At 56.2% G+C, this 20,762-nt stretch carries 12 protein-coding genes and 1 tRNA gene; 9 read left to right on the plus strand and 4 right to left on the minus strand.

The annotated features are described in order from the left end of the window. The first annotated feature begins 6 nt into the window (after window positions 1-6). Together GM608_RS02430 and GM608_RS02435 are read left to right on the plus strand one after the other, a co-directional pair. Window positions 7-1,203: a Dyp-type peroxidase gene (locus GM608_RS02430; protein WP_333644944.1), complete on the plus strand. Its 1,197-nt coding sequence runs from the start codon at window positions 7-9 to the stop codon at window positions 1,201-1,203. Between the two features lie 525 nt (window positions 1,204-1,728). Beyond that, window positions 1,729-5,466 carry a hypothetical protein gene (locus GM608_RS02435; protein WP_333644945.1) on the plus strand — a complete coding sequence of 1,246 codons (3,738 nt, stop codon included), beginning with the start codon at window positions 1,729-1,731 and terminating at the stop codon, window positions 5,464-5,466. Between the two features lie 366 nt (window positions 5,467-5,832). On the opposite strand, the gene GM608_RS02440 is transcribed toward GM608_RS02435, so the two are convergent. Both GM608_RS02440 and GM608_RS02445 read right to left on the minus strand, forming a co-directional pair. Continuing rightward, window positions 5,833-5,909: transfer RNA gene (locus tag GM608_RS02440), tRNA-Arg, on the minus strand. 70 nt (window positions 5,910-5,979) lie between these two features. Then, window positions 5,980-6,960, minus strand: a complete 981-nt coding sequence (locus GM608_RS02445; protein ID WP_333644947.1) for an alpha/beta fold hydrolase — start codon at window positions 6,958-6,960, stop codon at window positions 5,980-5,982. Window positions 6,961-7,057: 97 nt separating this feature from the next. Here GM608_RS02445 and polA point away from each other — a divergent pair, with 97 nt between their 5' ends. Genes polA through GM608_RS02460 form a run of 3 tightly spaced genes read left to right on the plus strand, consistent with a single transcriptional unit; the run spans window position 7,058 to window position 11,232 of the window. Then, the gene (polA, locus tag GM608_RS02450; RefSeq protein ID WP_333645111.1) at window positions 7,058-9,838 is read left to right on the plus strand and encodes a DNA polymerase I; all 2,781 of its coding nucleotides are present in this window, start codon (window positions 7,058-7,060) and stop codon (window positions 9,836-9,838) included. 35 nt (window positions 9,839-9,873) lie between these two features. Next, on the plus strand, window positions 9,874-10,536 hold the full coding sequence (locus tag GM608_RS02455) for an SCO family protein (RefSeq protein ID WP_043561521.1): 663 nt from the start codon (window positions 9,874-9,876) through the stop codon (window positions 10,534-10,536). Window positions 10,537-10,554: 18 nt separating this feature from the next. After that, entirely contained in the window at window positions 10,555-11,232 is a 678-nt protein-coding gene (locus GM608_RS02460) for an HAD family hydrolase (protein WP_333644948.1), read from the plus strand. 81 nt (window positions 11,233-11,313) lie between these two features. On the opposite strand, the gene purD is transcribed toward GM608_RS02460, so the two are convergent. After that, window positions 11,314-12,552, minus strand: a complete 1,239-nt coding sequence (purD, locus tag GM608_RS02465) for a phosphoribosylamine--glycine ligase (RefSeq protein ID WP_086431138.1) — start codon at window positions 12,550-12,552, stop codon at window positions 11,314-11,316. Between the two features lie 75 nt (window positions 12,553-12,627). On the opposite strand from purD, the gene xseA reads away from it, so the two are divergent. Continuing rightward, window positions 12,628-14,079, plus strand: a complete 1,452-nt coding sequence (gene xseA / locus GM608_RS02470; protein ID WP_282799575.1) for an exodeoxyribonuclease VII large subunit — start codon at window positions 12,628-12,630, stop codon at window positions 14,077-14,079. Window positions 14,080-14,164: 85 nt separating this feature from the next. Then, the gene (locus tag GM608_RS02475) at window positions 14,165-14,566 is read left to right on the plus strand and encodes a hypothetical protein (RefSeq protein ID WP_052349135.1); all 402 of its coding nucleotides are present in this window, start codon (window positions 14,165-14,167) and stop codon (window positions 14,564-14,566) included. Window positions 14,567-14,657: 91 nt separating this feature from the next. Here the strand turns inward: GM608_RS02475 and GM608_RS02480 are convergent, their stop codons facing one another. After that, window positions 14,658-17,456 (minus strand): ribonuclease E/G, encoded by a 2,799-nt coding sequence (locus GM608_RS02480; protein ID WP_333644951.1) that lies wholly within the window; start codon window positions 17,454-17,456, stop codon window positions 14,658-14,660. 597 nt (window positions 17,457-18,053) lie between these two features. Here GM608_RS02480 and GM608_RS02485 point away from each other — a divergent pair. Together GM608_RS02485 and GM608_RS02490 are read left to right on the plus strand one after the other, a co-directional pair. Beyond that, complete coding sequence (locus tag GM608_RS02485; RefSeq protein ID WP_043561514.1) at window positions 18,054-18,878, plus strand: N-acetylmuramoyl-L-alanine amidase; 825 nt, start codon at window positions 18,054-18,056, stop codon at window positions 18,876-18,878. Window positions 18,879-19,070: 192 nt separating this feature from the next. Beyond that, the gene (locus GM608_RS02490) at window positions 19,071-20,642 is read left to right on the plus strand and encodes a 2-isopropylmalate synthase (RefSeq protein WP_333644952.1); all 1,572 of its coding nucleotides are present in this window, start codon (window positions 19,071-19,073) and stop codon (window positions 20,640-20,642) included. Window positions 20,643-20,762 lie beyond the last annotated feature (120 nt).

Genomic DNA, 20,762 nt, shown 5'->3' on the forward strand with positions numbered 1-20,762 from the left:
AGAACCATGACATTTTCTCTTTCCCGCCGCACTCTTCTGGGGGGGGCGCTGGGGCTGGCAGGGCTGGAGCTGATGCGCCCCGCCACCAGCCTTGCGATGGCCTCTTCCCTGCGTCATCAGCCCGGCATCATGCTGCCGCAGCTGCCGTTCCTGTATTTCATCACGTTTGATCTCACGGCGGAGAAGAAGGCCGATGTGGCCGACATGATGAGGGCATGGACGGAGGCCGCCGAGGCCCTGATGGCGCACCGGCCCGCCCCGCATCTTGTTGATTCCGGTGATGTGGATGGTCTGGAGCAGGCGAGCCTGACCCTGACCTTCGGCTTCGGGCCGGGGTTGTTCACGAAGGAGGGGAAAGACCGGTATGGTCTTGCGGACCGGCGTCCGGCTCCGCTGGCCGACCTGCCCCGCTTTACGGGGGATCAGCTCGTTCCGGCCCATACGGGAGGTGATGTCTGCATCCAGAGCTGTGCGACGGATCCGCAGACGGCCTTTCATGCCATCCGCATCCTGGCCCGTCTGGCCGACGGCAGGGCAACCCCACGCTGGGCACAGACCGGTTTTTCACCGGAGTTTGGCCGGCATCAGACACCCCGCAATCTGATGGGCTTCAAGGATGGCACCATACAGCCCGATATAGCCAATCCCGCCGTGGCGAAGCGGGTCCTCTGGGCAGCCCCGACGGACGAAGCGTGGATGCAGGGGGGAACCTATCTTGTGGCCCGCATCATCCGCATTGCCCTGGAGCATTGGGACCGCACGAGGACGGGCTTTCAGGAGGAGACGATGGGGCGTCGGAAGCAGAGCGGTGCCCCCATTGGGGGGCATCATGAATATGAACCCCTAACGCTGAAGCAGACGGATAAAGACGGTAACCCCATTACGCCTGAAAATGCACACGCCCGCCTTGCCGCCCCGCAGGAGAATGGCGGTGCGGAGCTGCTGAGGCGGTCTTATTCCTATGATAACGGCTTGAGTTACATTGCCGAACGCTGGCCCCCGTGGCGGCAGGGCAACGAGTTTGACGCCGGGCTGATGTTCCTCGCCTATCAGCAGGACCCTCGCACGGCTTTCACCAGGATATTCGAGCGCATGTCGAAATTCGACATGATGAACCAATACACGACCCACATAGGCAGTGGCCTGTTCGCCTGCCCGGGGCGTCTTGATGGTCATTATGTGGGCGAGGAGCTGCTGGGGTGAGGGCTGGTTCCCCTCTTGTGTGGGGAAGGCTCCAAGGCTCAGGCAAATCTGGAGGGTAAAGTTTCCATGGCGGGTTGAGTGTGGGGGGCCGTAGAGTGTTCTCTGGGATGTGAGATGGGAGGGGTTATTTTGTATTGGCTGACGATGTATACGTCTCTTAAAGTGAGAATTATTCTGGCGTGGAGGTAGATTTCTAGTGTCAAGAAAATGATTTTGTCAAAATTTTTTAATGGATTTTACAAGTGTATCCCCAGCTTGACTTATACTATTTTGTAATTTCATTAAAGTTTCGATTTTTAATTTATTCGATGATGAATTATATTTTATTTATGCATGGGAATCTTCATTTCGGAATCAATACACGTATCGGCACTATAAATGCTCCCAATGTCTGTTTTTTCTTGTTCTTTTGGAGGGTGATGCGTGTGGAGCCGGACATGAGAAATGTGTTAGGTCATGTTGCTGAAAATGGAGCTTTGAGACGACAGTGAACGACTGTGAGTCTATGGCTGGAGAGTAAAAAATATGATTGATGAAAATTGTTGTGATTTTGATGTTTCTTTGGTTTCGCTGAAACCTGCCTACATAGAAGAGGAACATGGCACATATGTAAAAGCACTTGAGGAAGCTCTCAAGAATAAGGAAAATCTTAATATAGCTCTATCCGGTCCTTATGGAACGGGGAAAAGCAGTATTCTAAAGAAATTTACAGCAGGTAAGAATGGTGTAATTGAGTTGTCCTTATCCACTCTATCTTTATTTGGGAAAAGCACATATGAGAAAATAAAAGAAAGTAATATTCCAGATAATGAGGAGCAAGCTACTTTGCCTCCACAAGCAATGACGCTAACAAACCAGATTCAGAAAGAGATTGTCAAGCAGCTTTTATATAGAGAAAGTCCTAAAAAGGCTCCTGCGTCACGTTTCAGGCGAATTGAGCGTTTTCAATGTATGAGATGTATATTCATATCTTTTTGGGCAAGCGTGATATTAACCGTTATCTTTTTTCTTGCGGGGTGGGTGGAGAAAATTCTAAAGGAGTTTCCTTTATTATATGCATATAAACCTTTGTCATATGCGGTATTTCCATTTGTCTTTTTTGTTTCTATATTTTGTCTGTTTAAGATTTTTGATGGACGAATTAGAGTAAAGCAGTTATCAGCAGGATCAGCTACTGTTTCATTGGATGAAAATTCTGCGTCGTATTTTGATCAATATCTTGATGAGATTGTCTATTTTTTTGATACTTCTAAAAAGGATATAGTAATTTTTGAGGATATCGATCGTTTTGATGACTGTCATATTTTTGATACTTTACGTTCATTGAATACATTGTTAAATAATTCTCCTCAAATAAAAAAGAATATTAGATTTATTTATGCTGTAAAGGATAGTATTTTTGAAAGGAGAGAAGGTGAGACGGATTTGGACGGATTTGTTCATAAGGAAGCGGTCAACTCTAATAGAACAAAATTTTTTGATATAATCATTCCTATTGTCCCTTTCGTGACATATTTGACATCCAAGAGTCTTGCAAAAGATATAATTGATGAGAAAATTAAAGATCATAAGATTGATAATAAGTTGATCAATATAGCCATGTCAGCCATTCCGGATATGAGGTTACTAAAGAATATATTGAATGAATTTATTGTATTCAGAAAAATGATTTTCTCAGGAGGTGGTGAAGCTCTTAAATTGAAGGATAATGAGCTTTTTGCGATGGTTGTGTATAAAAATACTCATTTAGAAGATTTTGAAAACATACGCTTTAGAAAAAGCAGGATAGATGATTTGTATAGGATGAGCCGTGAATTTATTAATAGACGCATAAATTTGAATGCTACTAAGATAAAAGAGATGAGAGATAATTTGAATGAAATTGAAAATTTAGAAGGGAATAGTGTGCGGCTACATGATATAATAAAAAAATACATAGAAAATGTGGGGCGGGATATGGGTGTTTCTGTTAATGTTAAGAATTTTACTGTTGGTAGTGTTCATCATTCTATGGATGAGATGAAATCTTCTAAATTCTGGATGGATATTGAACAGGGGGCTTACAATCTTGTCTGGGAATGTAATGAACGTATAAGTAGGTCAGCTTATCTAAGTCAGTTTGAAGAATTAAAAATAAATCTATCGAGAGATCGTATCTGTGATTTGGTAGGGCGTGAGGTGGATTTTCTAAAGTTGATGGAGTTGGATAGAGAGAATCTGGAAAAGGAGATAGAGAAATTAGATAAAGAAAATAGATATTTGAATGTATGTGACTTTCATGAATTGATAACTTATTCAAGTTCTATGGAGGTCTCCAATGCGGAGGAAGGTGACAAAGATTTTATAACAGAAGTTCGTACACTATTGCAGAGCAAGTTGGCTTATCAACTTGTCGAGCACGGCTATGTTGGACGCAATTTTTCTTTATATACGACCCGTTACCATGATTCCTATTTTAGTTCCAATGCAATGAATTTTATCATCCATCATATAGAGTGTGACGTTATGGATGAATATTTTCACTTGGATCATTGTGATGTTGAGAATATCATTAATGATTATAGGGATGAAATTTCCTCAAAATATTCTTTTTATAATATTGATATTCTAAAATATCTTCTAGATAAGGAAGAGAATGGTTTAGATATTATTTCTAGAAAATTGAGTCTTCTAGGAAAACATGAAAAAAAGTTTCTTAATTCTTATTATAAGTCAGATTTGGTGACGAATGAGGACAAGATAAAACTTGCTCAAAAACTGGCTAAATTCTCATCTGAGATTATTTTTCACTTCATAGGTGGAGAGGACTTTAACAATAACATTCGGATAATTTTAATAAATGGGATATTGTCCGACATATCTTGTCTCAAAGAGCAAAGCATAGATGAATCTGTGGCAGATTATTTGTTGGAAAATTATGATAAATTTTCTGTTCTGTCTGGTAGAATGTCTCATGAGAATGCTGAGAGTATTTCTCAACTCTATAGGAGAGCTAAGGTATGTGTGCCTGCATTGCGGTATCTTGGTGAGGAACTTCAGAAGGCTTTCGTAAGGAAAAATATTTATAAGCTTACATGTGAAAATATTTCTTTAGCCGCAGACCTTTCAAAGGATAGTATTTCACTTAATAGAATTAGAAGCAATAATAAGGAAGTATATGATTATGTATTGTCCAAAATTTCCGAGTATATTGAAGTTATCAAGGGGAAAGTTTTTTCTATAGACAATAATGAGTCTTTTGTTGAAGTAATTAGAGAGCTTTTTTCTTATAATGTTTCTTGCCTTAAAGATGTATTAATTAATGTTCATGATAGTTGTGTGGTGGAAAAAATAGAGTCTCTTCCTGATGATGTCTGGCCCCTTTTGGCGGAAACTGGAAGATTTCAACCGACACTTCATAATATCTGTTTATATGTTGGAGAAAATGGAGAAGTGGATGAAAATCTTGCTTCTTTACTTAAGGCCAAAGAGGGTATATCGGAAGTTGAAGTGATAGATGAGAATAATTCTGACGAAGGGGAAACGAGGCGTGAAAATATAGCATATTGTATTCTTAATTGTCCTGATAATTTCTTTTCATCCGACTTACGGACGAAATTGGTCTCTGATTTGAAGTTAGGAAAGTATCTACAAGTTGATAAAATTGTCTCACGAGACAACAAGCTCTTTGGATGGCTGATTGAGAGGGATATTATTGTTGATGATGAAAAATCTTATGAACGACTCTTTCAAATGGAATGGTCAGCACGTTCTGATTTCATAAGTAAGTCCAAGAATTTTCGGTCGTATATGACTCCTGATCTCGTTGCAGGAGATCTAACTCAACTCTTTAAAGATAAGAAAATTCCATCGGATATTAAAAAGTATATTGTCCAGAACGCAGAAAACTTCATGGAAGTTTTTGATGGATCTTCCTGGGAGGAAATAATAAAATATGCTTATAAAAAAAATATTCCTATTGTTGGAGCGGTATTGGAAAGGGCTGTACGTAGCCTTGAGAGGATTGATGATAAAATTTTTGTAGGACTCTTGGTAAGAGTGATTGATCAGGTTGGAAAAGATGTTTTCTTGCGTATTCTGTGTGGTTTAGGGGGTGTTTATCTTCAGCTTTCTGATGAAAGCACCAGCAGGCTTCGTATTGAGGACAGTAAGGAGAACATTAAAATATTAGAGCGTCTTCGGAATGAAAATATTGTAAGTTCTTGGAAAAAAGCGGAGAAAGACAGCATAAGGGTGAATAAGAAACGAATGAGAAATTCATGATAGGTAAATACCAAGATCAAGAGATGGAGTTTATATCCATAACATATGATTATACCCTCTAACTCTTATCAGATGGTGGATTGTTCCTTTAAAAGGAGCATAAAATTTACTTTATATGGGACTTGCTGATCAGCCGCTGTAAGAAATGTCGCTTGGATTGACTTAAATAATAAGTTTATTCTTCAGTGCTGTTTTGCTTGTTCTCGTTAGAGGATTCCTTTGTAGGAATGAACGATCGAGGCTATTTTTCTTCAGAATCATTTTCGATCTGATCAAAAAATACCATGGCTTAGTTCAAATCGGATCAGTTCCTTGTGGAGTGATGCCGGACTCGACGGTAAAATGCCAGAAAATTGGGAAAATCCATGGTGGACCCGGCGCGATTCGAACGCGCGACCTTTGCCTTCGGAGGGCAACGCTCTATCCAGCTGAGCTACGGGTCCCTGTTGGCGGTACTTTTAACGGCAAGTGGCGTGCTTGCCTAGCCCTTGCGGCACTCTTTTTTCATCCATGTCAGCGTGTCTGTTCCAGCCAGAGCCACATGGTGGCGGCACTGTCTCCGCCAGAGGGCAGAAAGCGGTCAGGCCGCTCGATCCATGAGATGATGTCCCTGGCCGGACGGTCCTGCGGTTCACGGGTGATGAGGTGATACCCACGGGGCAGCTCATCCAGCCGGAAGAGGGATGGCGGAGCCTGCCGTATCAGCCGACGTGTGGCAGAGGCGGGGACGAACTGGTCCCTGTCTCCCCAGACGAGCAGGGTCGGTATCTGTACGGAGGGTGCCTGCGCCAGCGCACGGGCCATCAGATGCGTCAGCCCTCGCAGGGCGTGCACGTTCGTGCCGTGGCGGGTCAGCGGGTCGAAGAACATGCGGCGCATGGCCCTGAGATTGGCCGTGGCGACATGATGCCCCGGCATATGCGCACCCGTCAGCCGTGCCTGTGGCGTGATGAGGTTCCAGCCTTCCAGAAGGGTCTGCCAAGGCTCACCAATCGTCATGATGGCCGGGGCCAGAAGGATCAGCCCGTCAGGGCGGGGAGTCGACAGGGCCGTGCTGGTCAGGAGGGCAAGGGCACCCCCCATGCTTTCCCCCATCAGATGGAGGGGCTGGCCGGGCCAGTGCTGCTGGCACCAGCGGGTTTCCTCCACGGCATCGGCAACCATCCTGTCGGTCGTGCTCCATCCCCCTTTGGCGGGGAATTCGCCAAAGCCCCGCACGTCCGGTGCGATGATGAGAAAGCCCGCCCTGTTGAGGGCCGGGGCCATGACCTCCCAGGCGTCCCGGCTGTCTCCAAAGCCATGAAAGGCCAGAATGATACCACGCTGGGGAACAGTTGCCGGGTAGAGCCGTACCGGTGCCCTGCGGCCATCGGAGAGGGCAACCGTCACGCTGGCTGGGATGTAAGCCGCCTCGGCAGGGCGGTGGGGCAGGCTCCGGGGGGCTGGGGGTGTCTGGCATCCTCCGGGCAGGCCCATGAGCAGAAATGCGGACATGACGGACAGGGGGCCGTTTTTAAAACGGCGGAAATCGGCTAGAGAAGAAAGCATCTGCAAGACTGATCTGCCAGCACGGGCAGGGGAGAAAGACGGCGTGACGTCAGAAAACACACATCTGGTTCTGGTGGATGGTTCGGGGTTCATTTTCCGTGCCTTCTTTGCCATTCCCCCCATGAGCAGCCCGGAGGGTGTGCCCGTCAATGCCGTCTATGGCTTCACCAACATGCTCTCCCGGCTCATCAAGGAGCATGAAGGCCAGCCGATGGCCGTGATCTTCGATGCAGGCCGCAAGACCTTCCGTAACGACATTTACCCTGATTATAAAGCCCATCGCCCCGAACCGCCGGAAGACCTGCGCCCCCAGTTCGACCTTATTCGTCAGGCGACCGACCAGTTCGGAATTCCGGCCATCGAGCTGCCGGGCTGGGAGGCGGATGACCTGCTGGCGACCTATGCCCGCCTGGTCGTGGAGCAGGGCGGCAGCTGCACCATCATCTCGTCAGACAAGGACCTGATGCAGCTTGTCCGCCCCGGTGTTTCCCTGAAAGACCCGATGAAGCAGAAGCCCATCGGTCTGGCCGAGGTTGAAGCCAAGTTTGGCGTCACGCCAGACAAGGTGGTGGATGTGCAGGCCCTCATGGGGGATTCCACCGACAACGTACCGGGCGTGCCGGGCATCGGCCCCAAGGGAGCGGCGCAGCTGATCAATGAATATGGATCGCTGGAGGCCGTTCTGGCCGCAGCCCCCGGGATGAAGCCTTCCAAGCGGCGGCAGAATCTGATCGATCACGCCGAAGGTGCCCGCATTTCCCGGCAGCTTGTCCTGCTGGCGGATGATGTGGCCGTGCCGACACCTGTCGATGAGCTGCGTCCCCGTGAGCCGGACGCCGAAACGTTGCGGAGCTGGCTGGAGAGCATGGGGTTCTCTTCCATTCTCCAGCGCATGGGTTTTGGCGGCAAGGCCCGCCACCCGGCACAGCGCAGGCCCGAGGCCAGCCCGGCCTCAGCTGCGGCAGAGGGGCAGGATGCCGGGGAGATACCCCGCAGTGAGGCTCCTTTCGGTCCCTATGAGACCGTCACGGACAGGGACACGCTGGCCCAGTGGATCGACGCCGCCCGTGCCGCAGGACGTGTGGCCGTGGATACGGAAACAACCGGCCTGAACGCCCGCACGGCCGAAATTGTTGGCCTGTCTCTGGCCGTGGCTCCGGGCAGGGCCTGTTATGTGCCGTTCCGTCATGAAGGCACGCTGGAAGCTCCCGTGGGCGACCAGCTGGACGTGAAGGCAACGCTGGATCAGCTGGCCCCGCTGATGGCTGATGAGGCCGTCCTGAAGATTTTCCAGAATGCAAAATATGACCTCACCATCCTGCGGCAGGCCGGTCTGGAGGTCATTGCCCCGCTGGATGATACAATGCTGCTGTCCTACGCCCAGTCCGCCGGGGCGCACGGGCAGGGCATGGATGAACTCTCCCGCCTGCATCTGGATCATACCCCCATTCCCTATGATGACGTGACGGGCAAGGGGCGCAACCGGGTGCCTTTCACGCAGGTGCCGCTGGATAAAGCGACTGCCTATGCAGCGGAAGACGCCGACGTGACGCTGCGCCTCTGGGAGGTGCTGCGTGTGACGCTGCCCCGCCAGAAGGCGGCGGCCCTGTATGAGGAAATGGAACGCCCGCTCATCACCGTTCTGGAGCGCATGGAGGAAGCTGGCGTGCGGGTGGACGCCGATGAGCTGCGCCGCCTGTCGGAGGACTTCGCCATCCGCATGGCGGAGATGGAACAGGGGATTCATGACCGTGCGGGGCGGCCCTTCAACATCGGGTCGCCCAAGCAGCTGGGGGAAATCCTGTTTGATGAGATGGGCCTTCCCGGTGGCAAGCGCACCAAAACGGGCTCGTGGGGAACGGATTCCCGTGTGCTGGAAGAGCTGGCCGAGCAGGGCCATGATCTGCCGACGGCAATCCTGAACTGGCGGCGTCTGGCCAAGCTGAAATCCACCTATGCGGATGCGCTGCTCAAGCTGATGGACCCGAAGACCCAGCGTGTGCATACCACCTTCCAGATGACGACCACGACCACGGGGCGTCTCTCCTCCAACGAGCCGAACCTCCAGAACATTCCCATCCGCACGGAGGAGGGGGCACGCATCCGTCAGGCTTTCGTGGCGGCTCCGGGATACAGGCTTCTGTCTGCCGATTACAGCCAGATCGAGCTGCGTCTTCTGGCTCATGTGGCGCAGATTGAGCCGCTGCTGGATGCGTTCCGTCACGGGCAGGACATCCATGCCCGCACGGCGTCCGAAGTGTTCGGCATCCCGCTGGAAGAGATGGACCCGCTGACAAGGCGACGGGCCAAGGCCATCAATTTCGGCATCATTTACGGCATTTCGGCCTTCGGGCTGGCCCGGCAGCTTCAGGTGCCGCAGGGCGAGGCCAAACGCTATATCGAGGCCTATTTTGACCGCTATCCCGGTATCCGGGATTATATGGAAAAGATGAAGGAAGAGGCCCGGGAGAAGGGTTATGTGCTGACCCCCTTCGGTCGCCGCTGCTATGTGCCGGGAATCACGGCAAAGCAGGCAGCGCAGCGGTCCTATGCCGAGCGTCAGGCCATCAATGCTCCCCTGCAGGGTGGAGCGGCGGACATCATCAAGAAGGCCATGGTCACCCTGCCGGACCGTCTGGCCGAGGCCGGGCTGAAGGCCCGGATGCTGCTTCAGGTACATGATGAGCTGCTTTTTGAAGTCCCGGAAGCCGAGTCTGAGGAGACGGCGGCCCTCGTGAGGGAGGTCATGGAATCCGTGGCCAGGCTGGATGTCGCTCTTTCCGTGGAAACGGGGCTTGGCCAGAACTGGGCTGAGGCGCACTGATGCAGCCGGACAGGAATGAGGAGACAGGAACAGACATGACGGACCGTTCGAAGACCGGGGCAGGCCCGGAAACTGACCCGAAGAAAACAGTCGTCCGTCGGGCCGGGCTGGTCGTTCTGGGGCTGATCCTGCTGGCAGGGCTGCTGGGCTATGGTGGTTACTGGCTCTCCACAGGGGCGGATGAAGGGGCACGGGTTCACGCACAGGGCAATGTGGTGGGCGGCTCTTTCCGGGTCTTTTCCCTTGGTGGTGGCATGGTGACGGAAGGTGACTTCCGGGGCTCATGGACGGTCGTCTGGTTTGTGGACCCACGCTGCCCGCCGGAACGCTGCCAGCCTCCGCTCAAGGCTCTGGACCAGACCCTCGTGACGATGAAGCAGAAAGGCCAGCCTGTCCTGCCTCTGGTCGTCTCGCTGGATGCCCGGGCGGAAGACCCGGACACGCTGAAGGACTATGTGATGGGCGTAGCCCCGCACATCTTCCCGGTCTTTGCGACCCCGAACATGACACAGGCCATGACACGCCTCTACCATGCGCCCTATGCGCTGGAGCCGGGGCAGAGTTACTATCAGTCGGCTCCATCTTTTGTGGTCATGACACCGGAAGGTCATTACGCTGACACGCTGCCCGTGACGGATGATGCAGCTGGTCTGACGGCGGGTCTGGAACAGATCATGGCCCGTTCAGGACAGAATTGAGAGCAAGGAAGAGCCCACATGCTACGTTACCCCATTCTTCTGCTGGATTATGACGGCACTTTGGCCGAGACCCGCCCTGCCATCCTGCGGAGTCTGGAGGAGGCCTTCACGGATATTGGCCGGACGCCACCGCCCCGTTCCTACCTGAAGGAGCGGCTGGGTAAGGGGGATGCGCTACAGGGGTTCTATCAGAGCATTGTGGATGAAGGGGCCTCCATGGATGAGGCCCAGCGTTATGTGGCTGCCTACCGCCAGCGTTATGCCCAGGCGGATGAGGAAGAAACCTATCTGTATGACGGAGCCCGTGAGGTGCTCCAGATTCTCCAGGGGCGGGGCTACAGGATGATTGCCGTAAGCAACAAGCACGGCCCGACCCTGCGGCACAGTCTTGCCCGGTTTCAGCTGGAGCCGTTTTTTGAGGCGTCCATCGGTGCTGAAGAGGGGCTGCCCCGCAAGCCGGAGAAGGAGGTTTTCACGCAGCGTCTGGCCCATATGCTGCCGGGCTGGGGGGCGGAGCAGTGCCTCATGGTGGGTGATACGACAGCGGATATCGGGTTTGCCCAGACCCTTGGCATGGATGTCTGCTGGGCCAGTTACGGTCACGGTGTGGCAGAGGTTTGCAGGGAGATGAAACCTACCTATCAGTTTGACAGCTTGTGGGAACTGCCGAATCTGCTGTCAGAAACGGAAAGCTGACAGAACCCGGCGGACAGGTTCATACGGAACAGGCCCGGCTCATTTTCATGGGCCGGGCCTGTTTTGCAGGTGCGGAAAATCTTACAGCCCGATGTCGCTGCGGAGCATCTTGTCATCCCACTGGATGGTCGCAGCAGCTTCATAGGCCCGGGAGCGTGCCTTGGCTGCCGTGGGACCCGTGGCGCAGATGGTCAGGACACGCCCGCCATTGGCCAGAAGCCGGTCGCCATCCATCTTGGTTCCGGCATGGAAGACGGATACACCGGGCAGCTGTTCCGTCCGGTCCAGCCCGGAAATGACACCGCCCTTGACGGGCGCATCCGGGTATCCCTTGGCGGCCAGCACCAGAGAAATGGACGGCTTGTCCGAGAAGCGGATGCTGTCCTCGGACAGTGTCCCTTCCGCCAGAGCCTTGAGGGCAGGGAGAAGGTCGCTTTCCAGACGGATGAGCAGGGCCTGTGCTTCCGGGTCACCAAAGCGCACGTTGTATTCGATCAGCTTCGGCCCTTCTTCCGTCAGCATCAGGCCAGCAAAGATGACGCCACGGAACGGCGTGCCCCGGCGGACCATCTCGGCCAGCATCGGGCGGACCGTGAGGTCCAGTGCGGCTTCCTGCGCCGCCCGGTCGAAATCCGGTGGCGGGCAGATGGCTCCCATGCCGCCGGTGTTTGGCCCGGTATCGCCATCACCGACCCGCTTGTGGTCCCGTGCAGCCCCGATCAGGCTGGCTTTGTCATCCGCACAGAAGGCGAAGAGGGACACTTCCCGTCCGACAAGACATTCCTCGATCACCAGTGGCAGGCCGAGGCGGTCGATGGCTTCCAGAGCCTCATCCACGCTCTGGGCCACGACCACGCCTTTGCCGGCGGCCAGACCATCCGCCTTGATGACGATGGGAGCACCCTGTTCACGGACGTAGGCCTTGGCGGCCTCCTTGCTGCTGCTGGCGTCGAAACGCTGCCAGCGGGCGGTGGGGATACCGGCAGCATCGGCCACTTCCTTGGTGAAGGCCTTGCTGCCTTCCAGAGCGGCGGCAGCCTGGGAGGGGCCAGCGCAGGCGATACCCGCTTTCTGGCAGGCATCGGTCAGCCCTGCCACGAGGGAGACTTCTGGCCCCGGTACGACGAGGTCGATCTTTTCCTTCCGGGCGAACTCGACAAGACCGGCAATGTCATCAGCCGCAATGGGAACACAGCGTGCGCAGGCTGCCATGCCGGGGTTGCCGGGGGCGGCAAAGAGTGTGTCCAGCAGAGGGGACCGGGCAATGGCTGTGGCAAGGGCATGTTCCCGCCCACCTGAACCCACCAGAAGTACGCGCATCCTGTTTCCTTTTATATCTCGTGTGATGCAGATAGCCGCTTTCACGTCATCTGCCATTTAGCATAGAATGGCCGCATGATGGAACGAGAGAGCCTTCTTTCTCCCGCCGGACCGCAGGGCGGTACGGGGCCGGAGAGCAGCAACATACCGGAATATTCTGTAGGAGCCATTTCCTCGGCGATCAAACGTGTGCTGGAAGGCACCTTCGGGCGGGTACGTGTCCGTGGCGAGATCACGGAGATGAAGCGGTATGCTTCCGGTCATGTCTATCTCTCCCTCAAGGATGAGGGCGGGAAGATATCGGGTGTCATCTGGCGGGGGAACGTCTCCCGGCTGGGGATGGTGCCGGAGAATGGAACGGAGGTCATCGCCACCGGGAAGATTTCGTCCTATGGCGAACGCTCAAACTATCAGCTCATCATCGACAGCATGGAGTTTGCAGGGGAAGGTGCCCTTCTGGCCCGGATCGAAGCCCTGCGTGTCCGCCTGCGGGATGAGGGGCTGTTCGATCAGGGGCGCAAGAAGCCCATTCCGTTCCTGCCCCGTTGCGTGGGGGTGGTGACGTCCCGGTCCGGGGCGGTGCTGCACGACATCTGCACGACCATATCCCGCCGTTTCCCGCGGGATGTCCTGCTCTGGCCCGTGGCAGTGCAGGGGGAAGGGGCAGCCCGTCAGATCACCCATGCCGTGCAGGCCATGGGGAACCTTCCCAATCCGCCTGATGTGCTGATCGTGGCCCGTGGTGGTGGCTCATTGGAGGACCTGATGGCCTTCAATGATGAAGCCGTGGTACGGGCCGTGGCGGCCTGCCCCCTGCCGGTGATTTCTGCCGTGGGGCATGAGACGGATACGACCCTCGTTGATTACGCTGCCGACCGTCGGGCCCCCACACCGACTGCCGCCGCTGAAATGGCGGTGCCCCTGCGGTCCGAGCTGATGGCGGACCTCGCCCATCGGGCGGCACGGCTTTCTGGTGGTCTGGCGGGGATACTGCAGCGGCAGGGGCTGCGGCTCCAGGCCGTGGCGGCCCGGATGCCGGACCTTCCGGGGCTTCTGGACACAGCCCGGATGCGGCTGGATGATCGTGCCCAGAGGCTGGAGCTGGCCCTGCCGGGATTTGTGATGCGTGCCCGTGCCCGGCTGGGGCAGGCTGCCTATCATTTGCCCGCCGTGGAGACCGTCATGGGGCAGCGGCGTGGCCTCGTGGAGGCACAGGCCGGGCGGTTGCAGTCTGGTTGGGAGCGGTATCTGGATGGCTGCCAGATGCGTCTGTTGCGGGCGCCATTGCGGCTGGAGACGGTGCAGTCCCGGCTTGCCCTCCAGCGGACGAGGCTGGAAGGGGTGGCCCGGCATCTGAAGGCCGTCTCACCCCTCGCCATTCTGGAACGGGGCTATGTTCTGGTGCAGGATGAGGCAGGTCATGCCGTGACATCATCCGCTGCCCTGCCAGTGGGGAGCCATGTGCAGCTTTCCTTTGCGGATGGTGTCCGGCAGGCCCGGCTGGACCCGGATGAAGGCCGCAGATAGTCTGCACGGGAGATTTCGGAGCCCCGGGAGCCATCATGGCGTCCCGAGGAAGGACAGGACATCCATGAGGATGTGGAGGAGGGATATGGTGCGTAACATTGCGAGGGGCCGCCACAGATGTGGCTTGCAGAGACTGGGCTGTGGCCTGCTTCTTGTGGCAGGGAGTGTCCTGGCAGGCTGTAGCAGCCAGCCAACAGCCCGGCAGGTCGAGGCAGCGCAACATCCGGCCATCCAGAGCTTTGCCGGGGCGCCGTCTGGTGGGGGGAGCGGGGACAGTTCGTCCTCACCACAGATGAAGACGAACCTGCCATCTGCTCCCGTCAATACACCGCTTTGTGGTACGGCCCTGCGTGAGCAGGCCAGTACGGGGAGCGAAATCTATGGTCGCAGTCTGGCTACAGGCAACAGCTGTACCCGTAATGCCTGCTTCCAGCCATTGACGGGGACGTTCATTGCGGAGGATGGCAACAATAGCGTCTGTCGCTAACATCATATTTGTGTGGATGTGAAAAGGGCGGCCAGAGAGTGATCTGGCCGCCCTTTTTCATGGGCTCCGATGGGAGGGGGTGGAGGCGCCTTTAGCGCTTCCACCAGCCGACACGCCGCTTTTTGGGCTTTGCCTCATCGATATTGACAGGCTGCGGTGCTGCCACATTCTCGACCGGGGCTGTGTCCTCAGCCTTGGGGGCGGCTGCTACAGGGGCCTCTTCTGCCGTGTCCGCCTTTTTGCGGCGAGCTGGGCGCCGCCGACGGGCTGGTTTTGCCTCTGTCTCGGTTGGTGTCTCATTGTCCACACCGGTTTCAGCGACAGAAACAGGCGCCTCTTCCGCAGCCGGGGCAGCGTCCGCTTCTGCCGTTTCGTTCCGTGCCGGGCGGCGGCGGGGACGGGGGCGGCGCGCCTGACGACGAGCGGCTTCCTCTTCAGCTTCGGCAGGATCGACTGGACGGGCCGGTATCTTCACGACACGATTGTCGTCTTCTTCCTGGTCTTCGTCCACCACGATGCGGCTGCGTGTAGCCGGGCGGCGACGGGTACGGGTGCGACGGGCCGGTTTTTCATCATCCCCTTCTGCAGGGCTTCCCGTTTCCACGGGCTGCCTGTGGGGGCGGGAAGAAACGGCAGGTTCTTCTTCTGTGGCAGGAGGGGCTTCAGCACGTCCGCTCAGGCGGGCCTCCTGCTGCTCCATCATGTCGAAGATGTCGATGCCAGCCCCCTGGAAGGGATTGGCCGGTGTTGGTCCCTGATAGCCAGAAGATGCCTGACCGGGGGCCGGTTCATCCTGATGGCGTGCCGGGCGGCGACGGGATGCCGGGCGTTCACGGCGGCGGCTGGGCTGCTCGGTCTCTTCCTCACGGTGGCTTGGAGCAGACGGAGCGGCGGTCGTGACACGCCGTGTCCTTGTCCGGCGACGACCGGGCATGAGAGCCTGGTCATCATTGGTATCTGCCGTGCTGTCAGCCTCTGGCGCTGCGGGGCTTGCCTCCTGCAGGCTGGTCTCTGCCGTTTCGTCCCGGGTCTCCTGCTCGTTGCGGCGACGTCCACCACGGCGGCGGCGGCGGCGACGGGAGCTGCTTTCACTGCCCGTTTCCTGTTCGTCCCGGGTATCTTCGGCCTCGGCTGGCAGGCTGGCTTCCATTGCAGGGGCAGCCCCTTCCGTGATGTCGATCGTACGGACCGTGTTGACAGGGCTGTCCTCACGGGAGGGTTTCTGGCGTGCGGCCAGCCGTTCGATGCGGAGCTCGCCTTCCGGCAGGCTGTCGTCATTTTCGAAACGGATGGTCATGTCATGCCGTTGTTCAAGCTGGCTGATGGCAGCCCGTTTGCTGTTGAGCATGTAAAGAACGATGCTGGGGCTGACATGGACGATAATGTCCGAAGAGCGACGGCGGCTGGCTTCATCCTCCACGCTGCGGAGGACCTGGAGGGCCATGCTTTCCACACCCCGGATGAAGCCGGTACCCTGACAGTGCGGGCAGGGGCTGAGCATGCTCTCGGCAATGGAGGGGCGCAGACGCTGCCGGGACATTTCCAGCAGGCCGAAATGGGAGATGCGGCCCAGCTGGATGCGGGCACGGTCCACCCGGAGGGCATCCTTGAGGCGCTTTTCCACCTGGCTGTTGTGGCGGCGGCTTTCCATGTCGATGAAGTCGATCACGATCAGCCCGGCCAGATCACGCAGGCGCAGCTGGCGGGCGACCTCCTCGGCCGCTTCCAGATTGGTGCGGAGGGCGGTTTCCTCGATATTGCGCTGGGAGGTGGACTTGCCGGAGTTGACGTCAATGGCCACCAGAGCTTCAGTCTGGTTGATGACGAGATATCCGCCGGATTCCAGCTTTACCGTCGGTGAGAACATGGCCTCCAGGTGGCTCTCCACCTGATAATGGGCGAAGAGATTCTGCCCCCTGTTCTGCCACATGCGGATGCGGCTGGCATTGTGGGGCATCAGCAGGCGGGCAAATTCCTTCGTGTTTTTCCATGCCTCTTCCCCATCCACCAGTACGGTCTCGATATCACGGGTGAACAGGTCCCGGATGGCCCGCTTGATCAGGCTTGCTTCCTCATAGATCAGCGCCGGGGCGATGGAGGAGAGGGCGTGGTTGCGGATGTTGTCCCATAGCTGGAGAAGGTAGTCGCAGTCTTTGGTGATTTCCGCTTCCGGGCGGCCTGCACCGGCCGTGCGGATGATCATGGCCATCGTCCGGGGCAGGTCCAGCTTGCCGACAATGTCCCGCAGGCGACGACGGTCCGTTTCGGAGGTGATCTTGCGGGAGACCCCACCGCCACGCAGGGCGTTGGGCATCAGCACGCCATATCGTCCGGCAAGGGAGAGGTAGGTCGTCAGGGCGGCGCCCTTGTTGCCACGTTCTTCCTTGACAACCTGGACAAGGATCACCTGCCGACGGCGGATGACTTCCTGAATGCGGTAATTGCGGAGGAACCGGGCCATGCGGCGGCTGGCGCTCTGTTCCTCACCGGTATCATGTTCCCCGCTGACGATCTCCGGGCCGGGCTCGTCATCCTCGGGAAGGCTGTCTTCGTCATCATCAGCCTCTGGATCGCTGTCCCGGCCCCGCTGCTCGGCAGCGTATTCTTCTTCCTGCAGGGCAAGGAGCTTTTCCCTGTCCGCAACGGGGATCTGGAAATAGTCGGGGTGGATCTCGCTGAAGGCCAGAAAGCCGTGGCGGTTGCCGCCGTAATCCACGAAGGCCGCCTGGAGGCTGGGCTCTACACGGATGACCTTGGCGAGGTAGATGTTGCCTTTGAGCTGACGGCGCGCTGATGTCTCGACATCATAATCTTCAATGCGCTTGCCGTTCATGACCACAACGCGGGTTTCTTCGGCGTGTGTGGCGTCTATGAGCATCTGCTTTGTCATGAAGGACTGGACTCCGTGGCGCACGGGGCATGGCCCTGTCTGCGCCGATTGTCTTGGTCAGCAGAGGGCAGGTGGTCCGGTCTCTTGCAGGCAGATACCCTGAGGGGGTCGCCAGATTGGATAACACAGAACAGCATTGCAGCCTCTGGTAAACACGCTGATGGCAGGTCCTGCCATCGGGAATTGACGCAGCCCGCCGGGGGATGGTGTGGCCATCCGGGTAGGCTGCCTGTGGTTCGGATGCAGTGTCTCCGCCAGGGTGTGAGCACACCGGGAACAACCGTCCCGGGCTATCTGCACCAAACGGCGCGAAAGGTACTGCATGTGCGGGCCCTGTCTGATGCTGTCCTGCCTGCCCGTTGTCAGGGGCGGGGATGCATGGGAGATCCGGGCTTCTGCAAAGCGACAATGGCCTAAATCGGCCTTCATGGCAAGTGGGTAGTTGGGGGGTGGTGAAAGGGGCAGAATAAAGCCATTTTTTCCTGCCTGTATCGGGCTGTTAACCAAAGAAAGCAGGAAGATTGTTCCCGTGGCAGGAATGATCGCCTAATGGGGTGTGACAGGCAGGACCTAGACCGGAGAGGGAGGAGGATCACCATGGCAAAGCTGACACGTCGTCATCTTCTTGGTGCGGCTGCCAGCGGGCTGCTGGCGGGCGGAGCGGGAAAGGCTGCGGCAGCACGGCATGGCTTGCGGAAGGCCCCCGCCGTATTGCGTGGAGCATCACCGCCCAGACCCGTCATCATGCTGGACCCCGGCCATGGCGGAAAAGACCCCGGGGCCATCGGTGTCTCAGGAACATATGAGAAGCATATTGCTGTGGCTGCAGCAACGGAGCTGCGCGCGCTTCTCATGGCGTCTGGCCGGTATGATGTGGTGCTGAGCCGGACGGATGACCGTTTCATCCCCCTTGCCGGGCGGGTGGAGCTGGCCCATCGGCACAAGGCGGATCTTTTCATCTCCATGCATGCCGATGCGCTGCATCAGTCTGATGTGCGTGGGGCCAGTGTCTATACGCTGTCCGGCAACGCTTCGGACAGGCAGACCGCCCTGCTGGCAGAGACGGAAAACAGTGCCGACCGTTTTGCCGGACCGGGCATGGCCGACGTGCCGCCGGATGTGGAGGAAATACTCAACAGTCTTGTTCGTGAAGAGACGCGCCGGGGGTCTGCGCATATGGCGGCCAGTGTGATCCGGTCATTCCAGAACCGCATCCAGCTCCTGCATCATCCATCCCGCCATGCGGCCTTCCGGGTTCTGAAGTCTGGAGACATTCCGTCCGTTCTGGTGGAAATGGGGTTCATGTCCAACCATCTGGATGAACAGGCGCTGCGGCGTGCTGCCCACCGTACGCAGATCACCCAGGCCATGAAACAGGCCATTGATGGCTATTTCCTGCGGCAGCGGAAAGGGATGCTGTAAAAAACAGAGAGTTCCGCTTGCATTCCCTGTCATTGCTCGCTAGCGTGGAGGGGTAATGACATTTTTTCACGCCCTCCTTCTACGACTTATGAACCCCTGAACGCCATACAGGCGAGCAGGTTGCTTTGCTGCGTTCAGGGGTATTTTTTCCCATTTCGGGTTTTCGTAGATATCTGGAGTTAGAGCGTAGTTATGTCTTTTCAGCATCCTTCCTTTGGTCATGTTGCCGATAACCGTGTCATCATTTTTGACACGACCCTGCGTGATGGTGAGCAGTCCCCTGGTTTCTCCATGAATCTGGGCGAGAAGCTGCGGATGGCCCATGCGCTGGCAGCTCTGGGCGTTGACGTCATAGAGGCAGGCTTCCCGGCTGCATCGGAAGGAGACTTCGAGAGCGTGAAGCAGATTGCCGATAATGTGGATGGCCCCGTAATCTGTGGCCTGGCCCGCAGCGCCGCCAAAGACATCGAGGCTGCCGGAAGGGCCATCAAGGGCGCACGGCGTGGGCGTATCCACAACTTCATCTCCACGTCTCCACTGCACATGAAGTACAAGCTGCGGATGGAGCCGGAGCGGGTGTTGGAGCTGATCGCTTTCGGCAACAAGGAATCCCGCCGTTACACGGATGACGTGGAATGGTCTGCTGAGGATGGATCCCGCACGGACCCGGATTTTCTGTGCCGCTGTGTGGAAACGGCCATTGCCAACGGGGCAACGACCATCAACATTCCCGATACGGTCGGGTTTGCAACCCCCGATGAGATGGAGCGCATCTTCAATATGCTGAGGGAGCGTGTGCCGGGGGCGGATCAGGTCATTTTCTCCACGCATAACCACAATGATCTGGGGCTGGCTGTTGGCAACACGCTGGCAGCGGTTGAAGGTGGTGCCCGACAGATTGAATGTACGATCAACGGCATTGGCGAGCGTGCTGGTAATGCCGCTCTGGAAGAAGTCGTGATGGCCCTGCGGACCCGTCATGACCGTTATGGCATGGAAACCGGCATTGAAACGCCCCGCCTGCTGGGCATGTCCCGTCTGCTGGCGACCATCACGGGCTTCGATGTCCAGCCGAACAAGGCCATCGTGGGGCGGAATGCCTTCGCCCATGAGAGTGGCATCCATCAGGATGGCATCCTGAAGCATGCCGGGACTTATGAGATCATGACGCCGGAAAGCGTGGGCTGGACGAGCACCTCGCTGGTGCTGGGCAAACATTCCGGCCGTGCGGCCTTCCGGGACAAGCTGAAGGCTCTGGGTTATGATGACCTGACTGAAGAGACGGTCAATGCGGCCTTCCAGCGTTTCAAGACCCTGGCAGACCACAAGAAGATCGTTTTTGATGATGATGTGCGGGCACTGGTGGATGATGAGAGCCGTGACCATGAGCGTGTCCGTCTGATCTCGCTGGAGCTGAAGGGCGGTACGCAGCATGCTGCCCAGGTCGTTCTGGATATCGAGGTGGATGGTGAGGCCCGTCATGTCTCTGCCACGGGCAATGGGCCTGTGGATGCCGTGTTCCGGGCCATCGGTGAGGCCTTCCCGCATCAGGCGACGCTGGCGCTGTTCTCCGTGGCCAATGTGACAGAAGGTACGGATGCGCAGGCCCGTACGACCGTGCGTCTCCAGGAAGGGGGGCGCCTGGTGGACGGGCAGGGGAGTGACCCGGATACGGTCGTTTCGGCAGCCCGGGCCTATATCCATGCCCTGAACAAGCTGCTGGTGAAACGTCTGCGGGGTGAACCGGAAGAAATGTCTGCCTGAAGATGAGAGAAGGGGACCGGTAGCCGATACTGCCATGCCTGCATGTCGGCTGCTGTTTTCCTTCTGTCATGGTGGGAATGAAACGTTACCGCATGTTAATTGAAGCGGAGTTTTCTGCGA

The organism is Bombella sp. ESL0380 (assembly GCF_009725805.1).
GTDB lineage: Bacteria > Pseudomonadota > Alphaproteobacteria > Acetobacterales > Acetobacteraceae > Bombella > Bombella apis.

What these genes read in the sequence shown, in the direction of transcription:
- GM608_RS02430 (WP_333644944.1), top strand. Translation starts at nt 7, where the DNA reads ATGACATTTTCTCTTTCCCGCCGCACTCTTCTGGGGGGGGCGCTGGGG.
- GM608_RS02435 (WP_333644945.1), top strand. Translation starts at nt 1,729, where the DNA reads ATGATTGATGAAAATTGTTGTGATTTTGATGTTTCTTTGGTTTCGCTG.
- GM608_RS02445 (WP_333644947.1), bottom strand. Translation starts at nt 6,960, where the DNA reads ATGTCCGCATTTCTGCTCATGGGCCTGCCCGGAGGATGCCAGACACCC.
- GM608_RS02455 (WP_043561521.1), top strand. Translation starts at nt 9,874, where the DNA reads ATGACGGACCGTTCGAAGACCGGGGCAGGCCCGGAAACTGACCCGAAG.
- GM608_RS02460 (WP_333644948.1), top strand. Translation starts at nt 10,555, where the DNA reads ATGCTACGTTACCCCATTCTTCTGCTGGATTATGACGGCACTTTGGCC.
- purD (WP_086431138.1), bottom strand. Translation starts at nt 12,552, where the DNA reads ATGCGCGTACTTCTGGTGGGTTCAGGTGGGCGGGAACATGCCCTTGCC.
- xseA (WP_282799575.1), top strand. Translation starts at nt 12,628, where the DNA reads ATGATGGAACGAGAGAGCCTTCTTTCTCCCGCCGGACCGCAGGGCGGT.
- GM608_RS02475 (WP_052349135.1), top strand. Translation starts at nt 14,165, where the DNA reads ATGGTGCGTAACATTGCGAGGGGCCGCCACAGATGTGGCTTGCAGAGA.
- GM608_RS02480 (WP_333644951.1), bottom strand. Translation starts at nt 17,456, where the DNA reads ATGACAAAGCAGATGCTCATAGACGCCACACACGCCGAAGAAACCCGC.
- GM608_RS02485 (WP_043561514.1), top strand. Translation starts at nt 18,054, where the DNA reads ATGGCAAAGCTGACACGTCGTCATCTTCTTGGTGCGGCTGCCAGCGGG.
- GM608_RS02490 (WP_333644952.1), top strand. Translation starts at nt 19,071, where the DNA reads ATGTCTTTTCAGCATCCTTCCTTTGGTCATGTTGCCGATAACCGTGTC.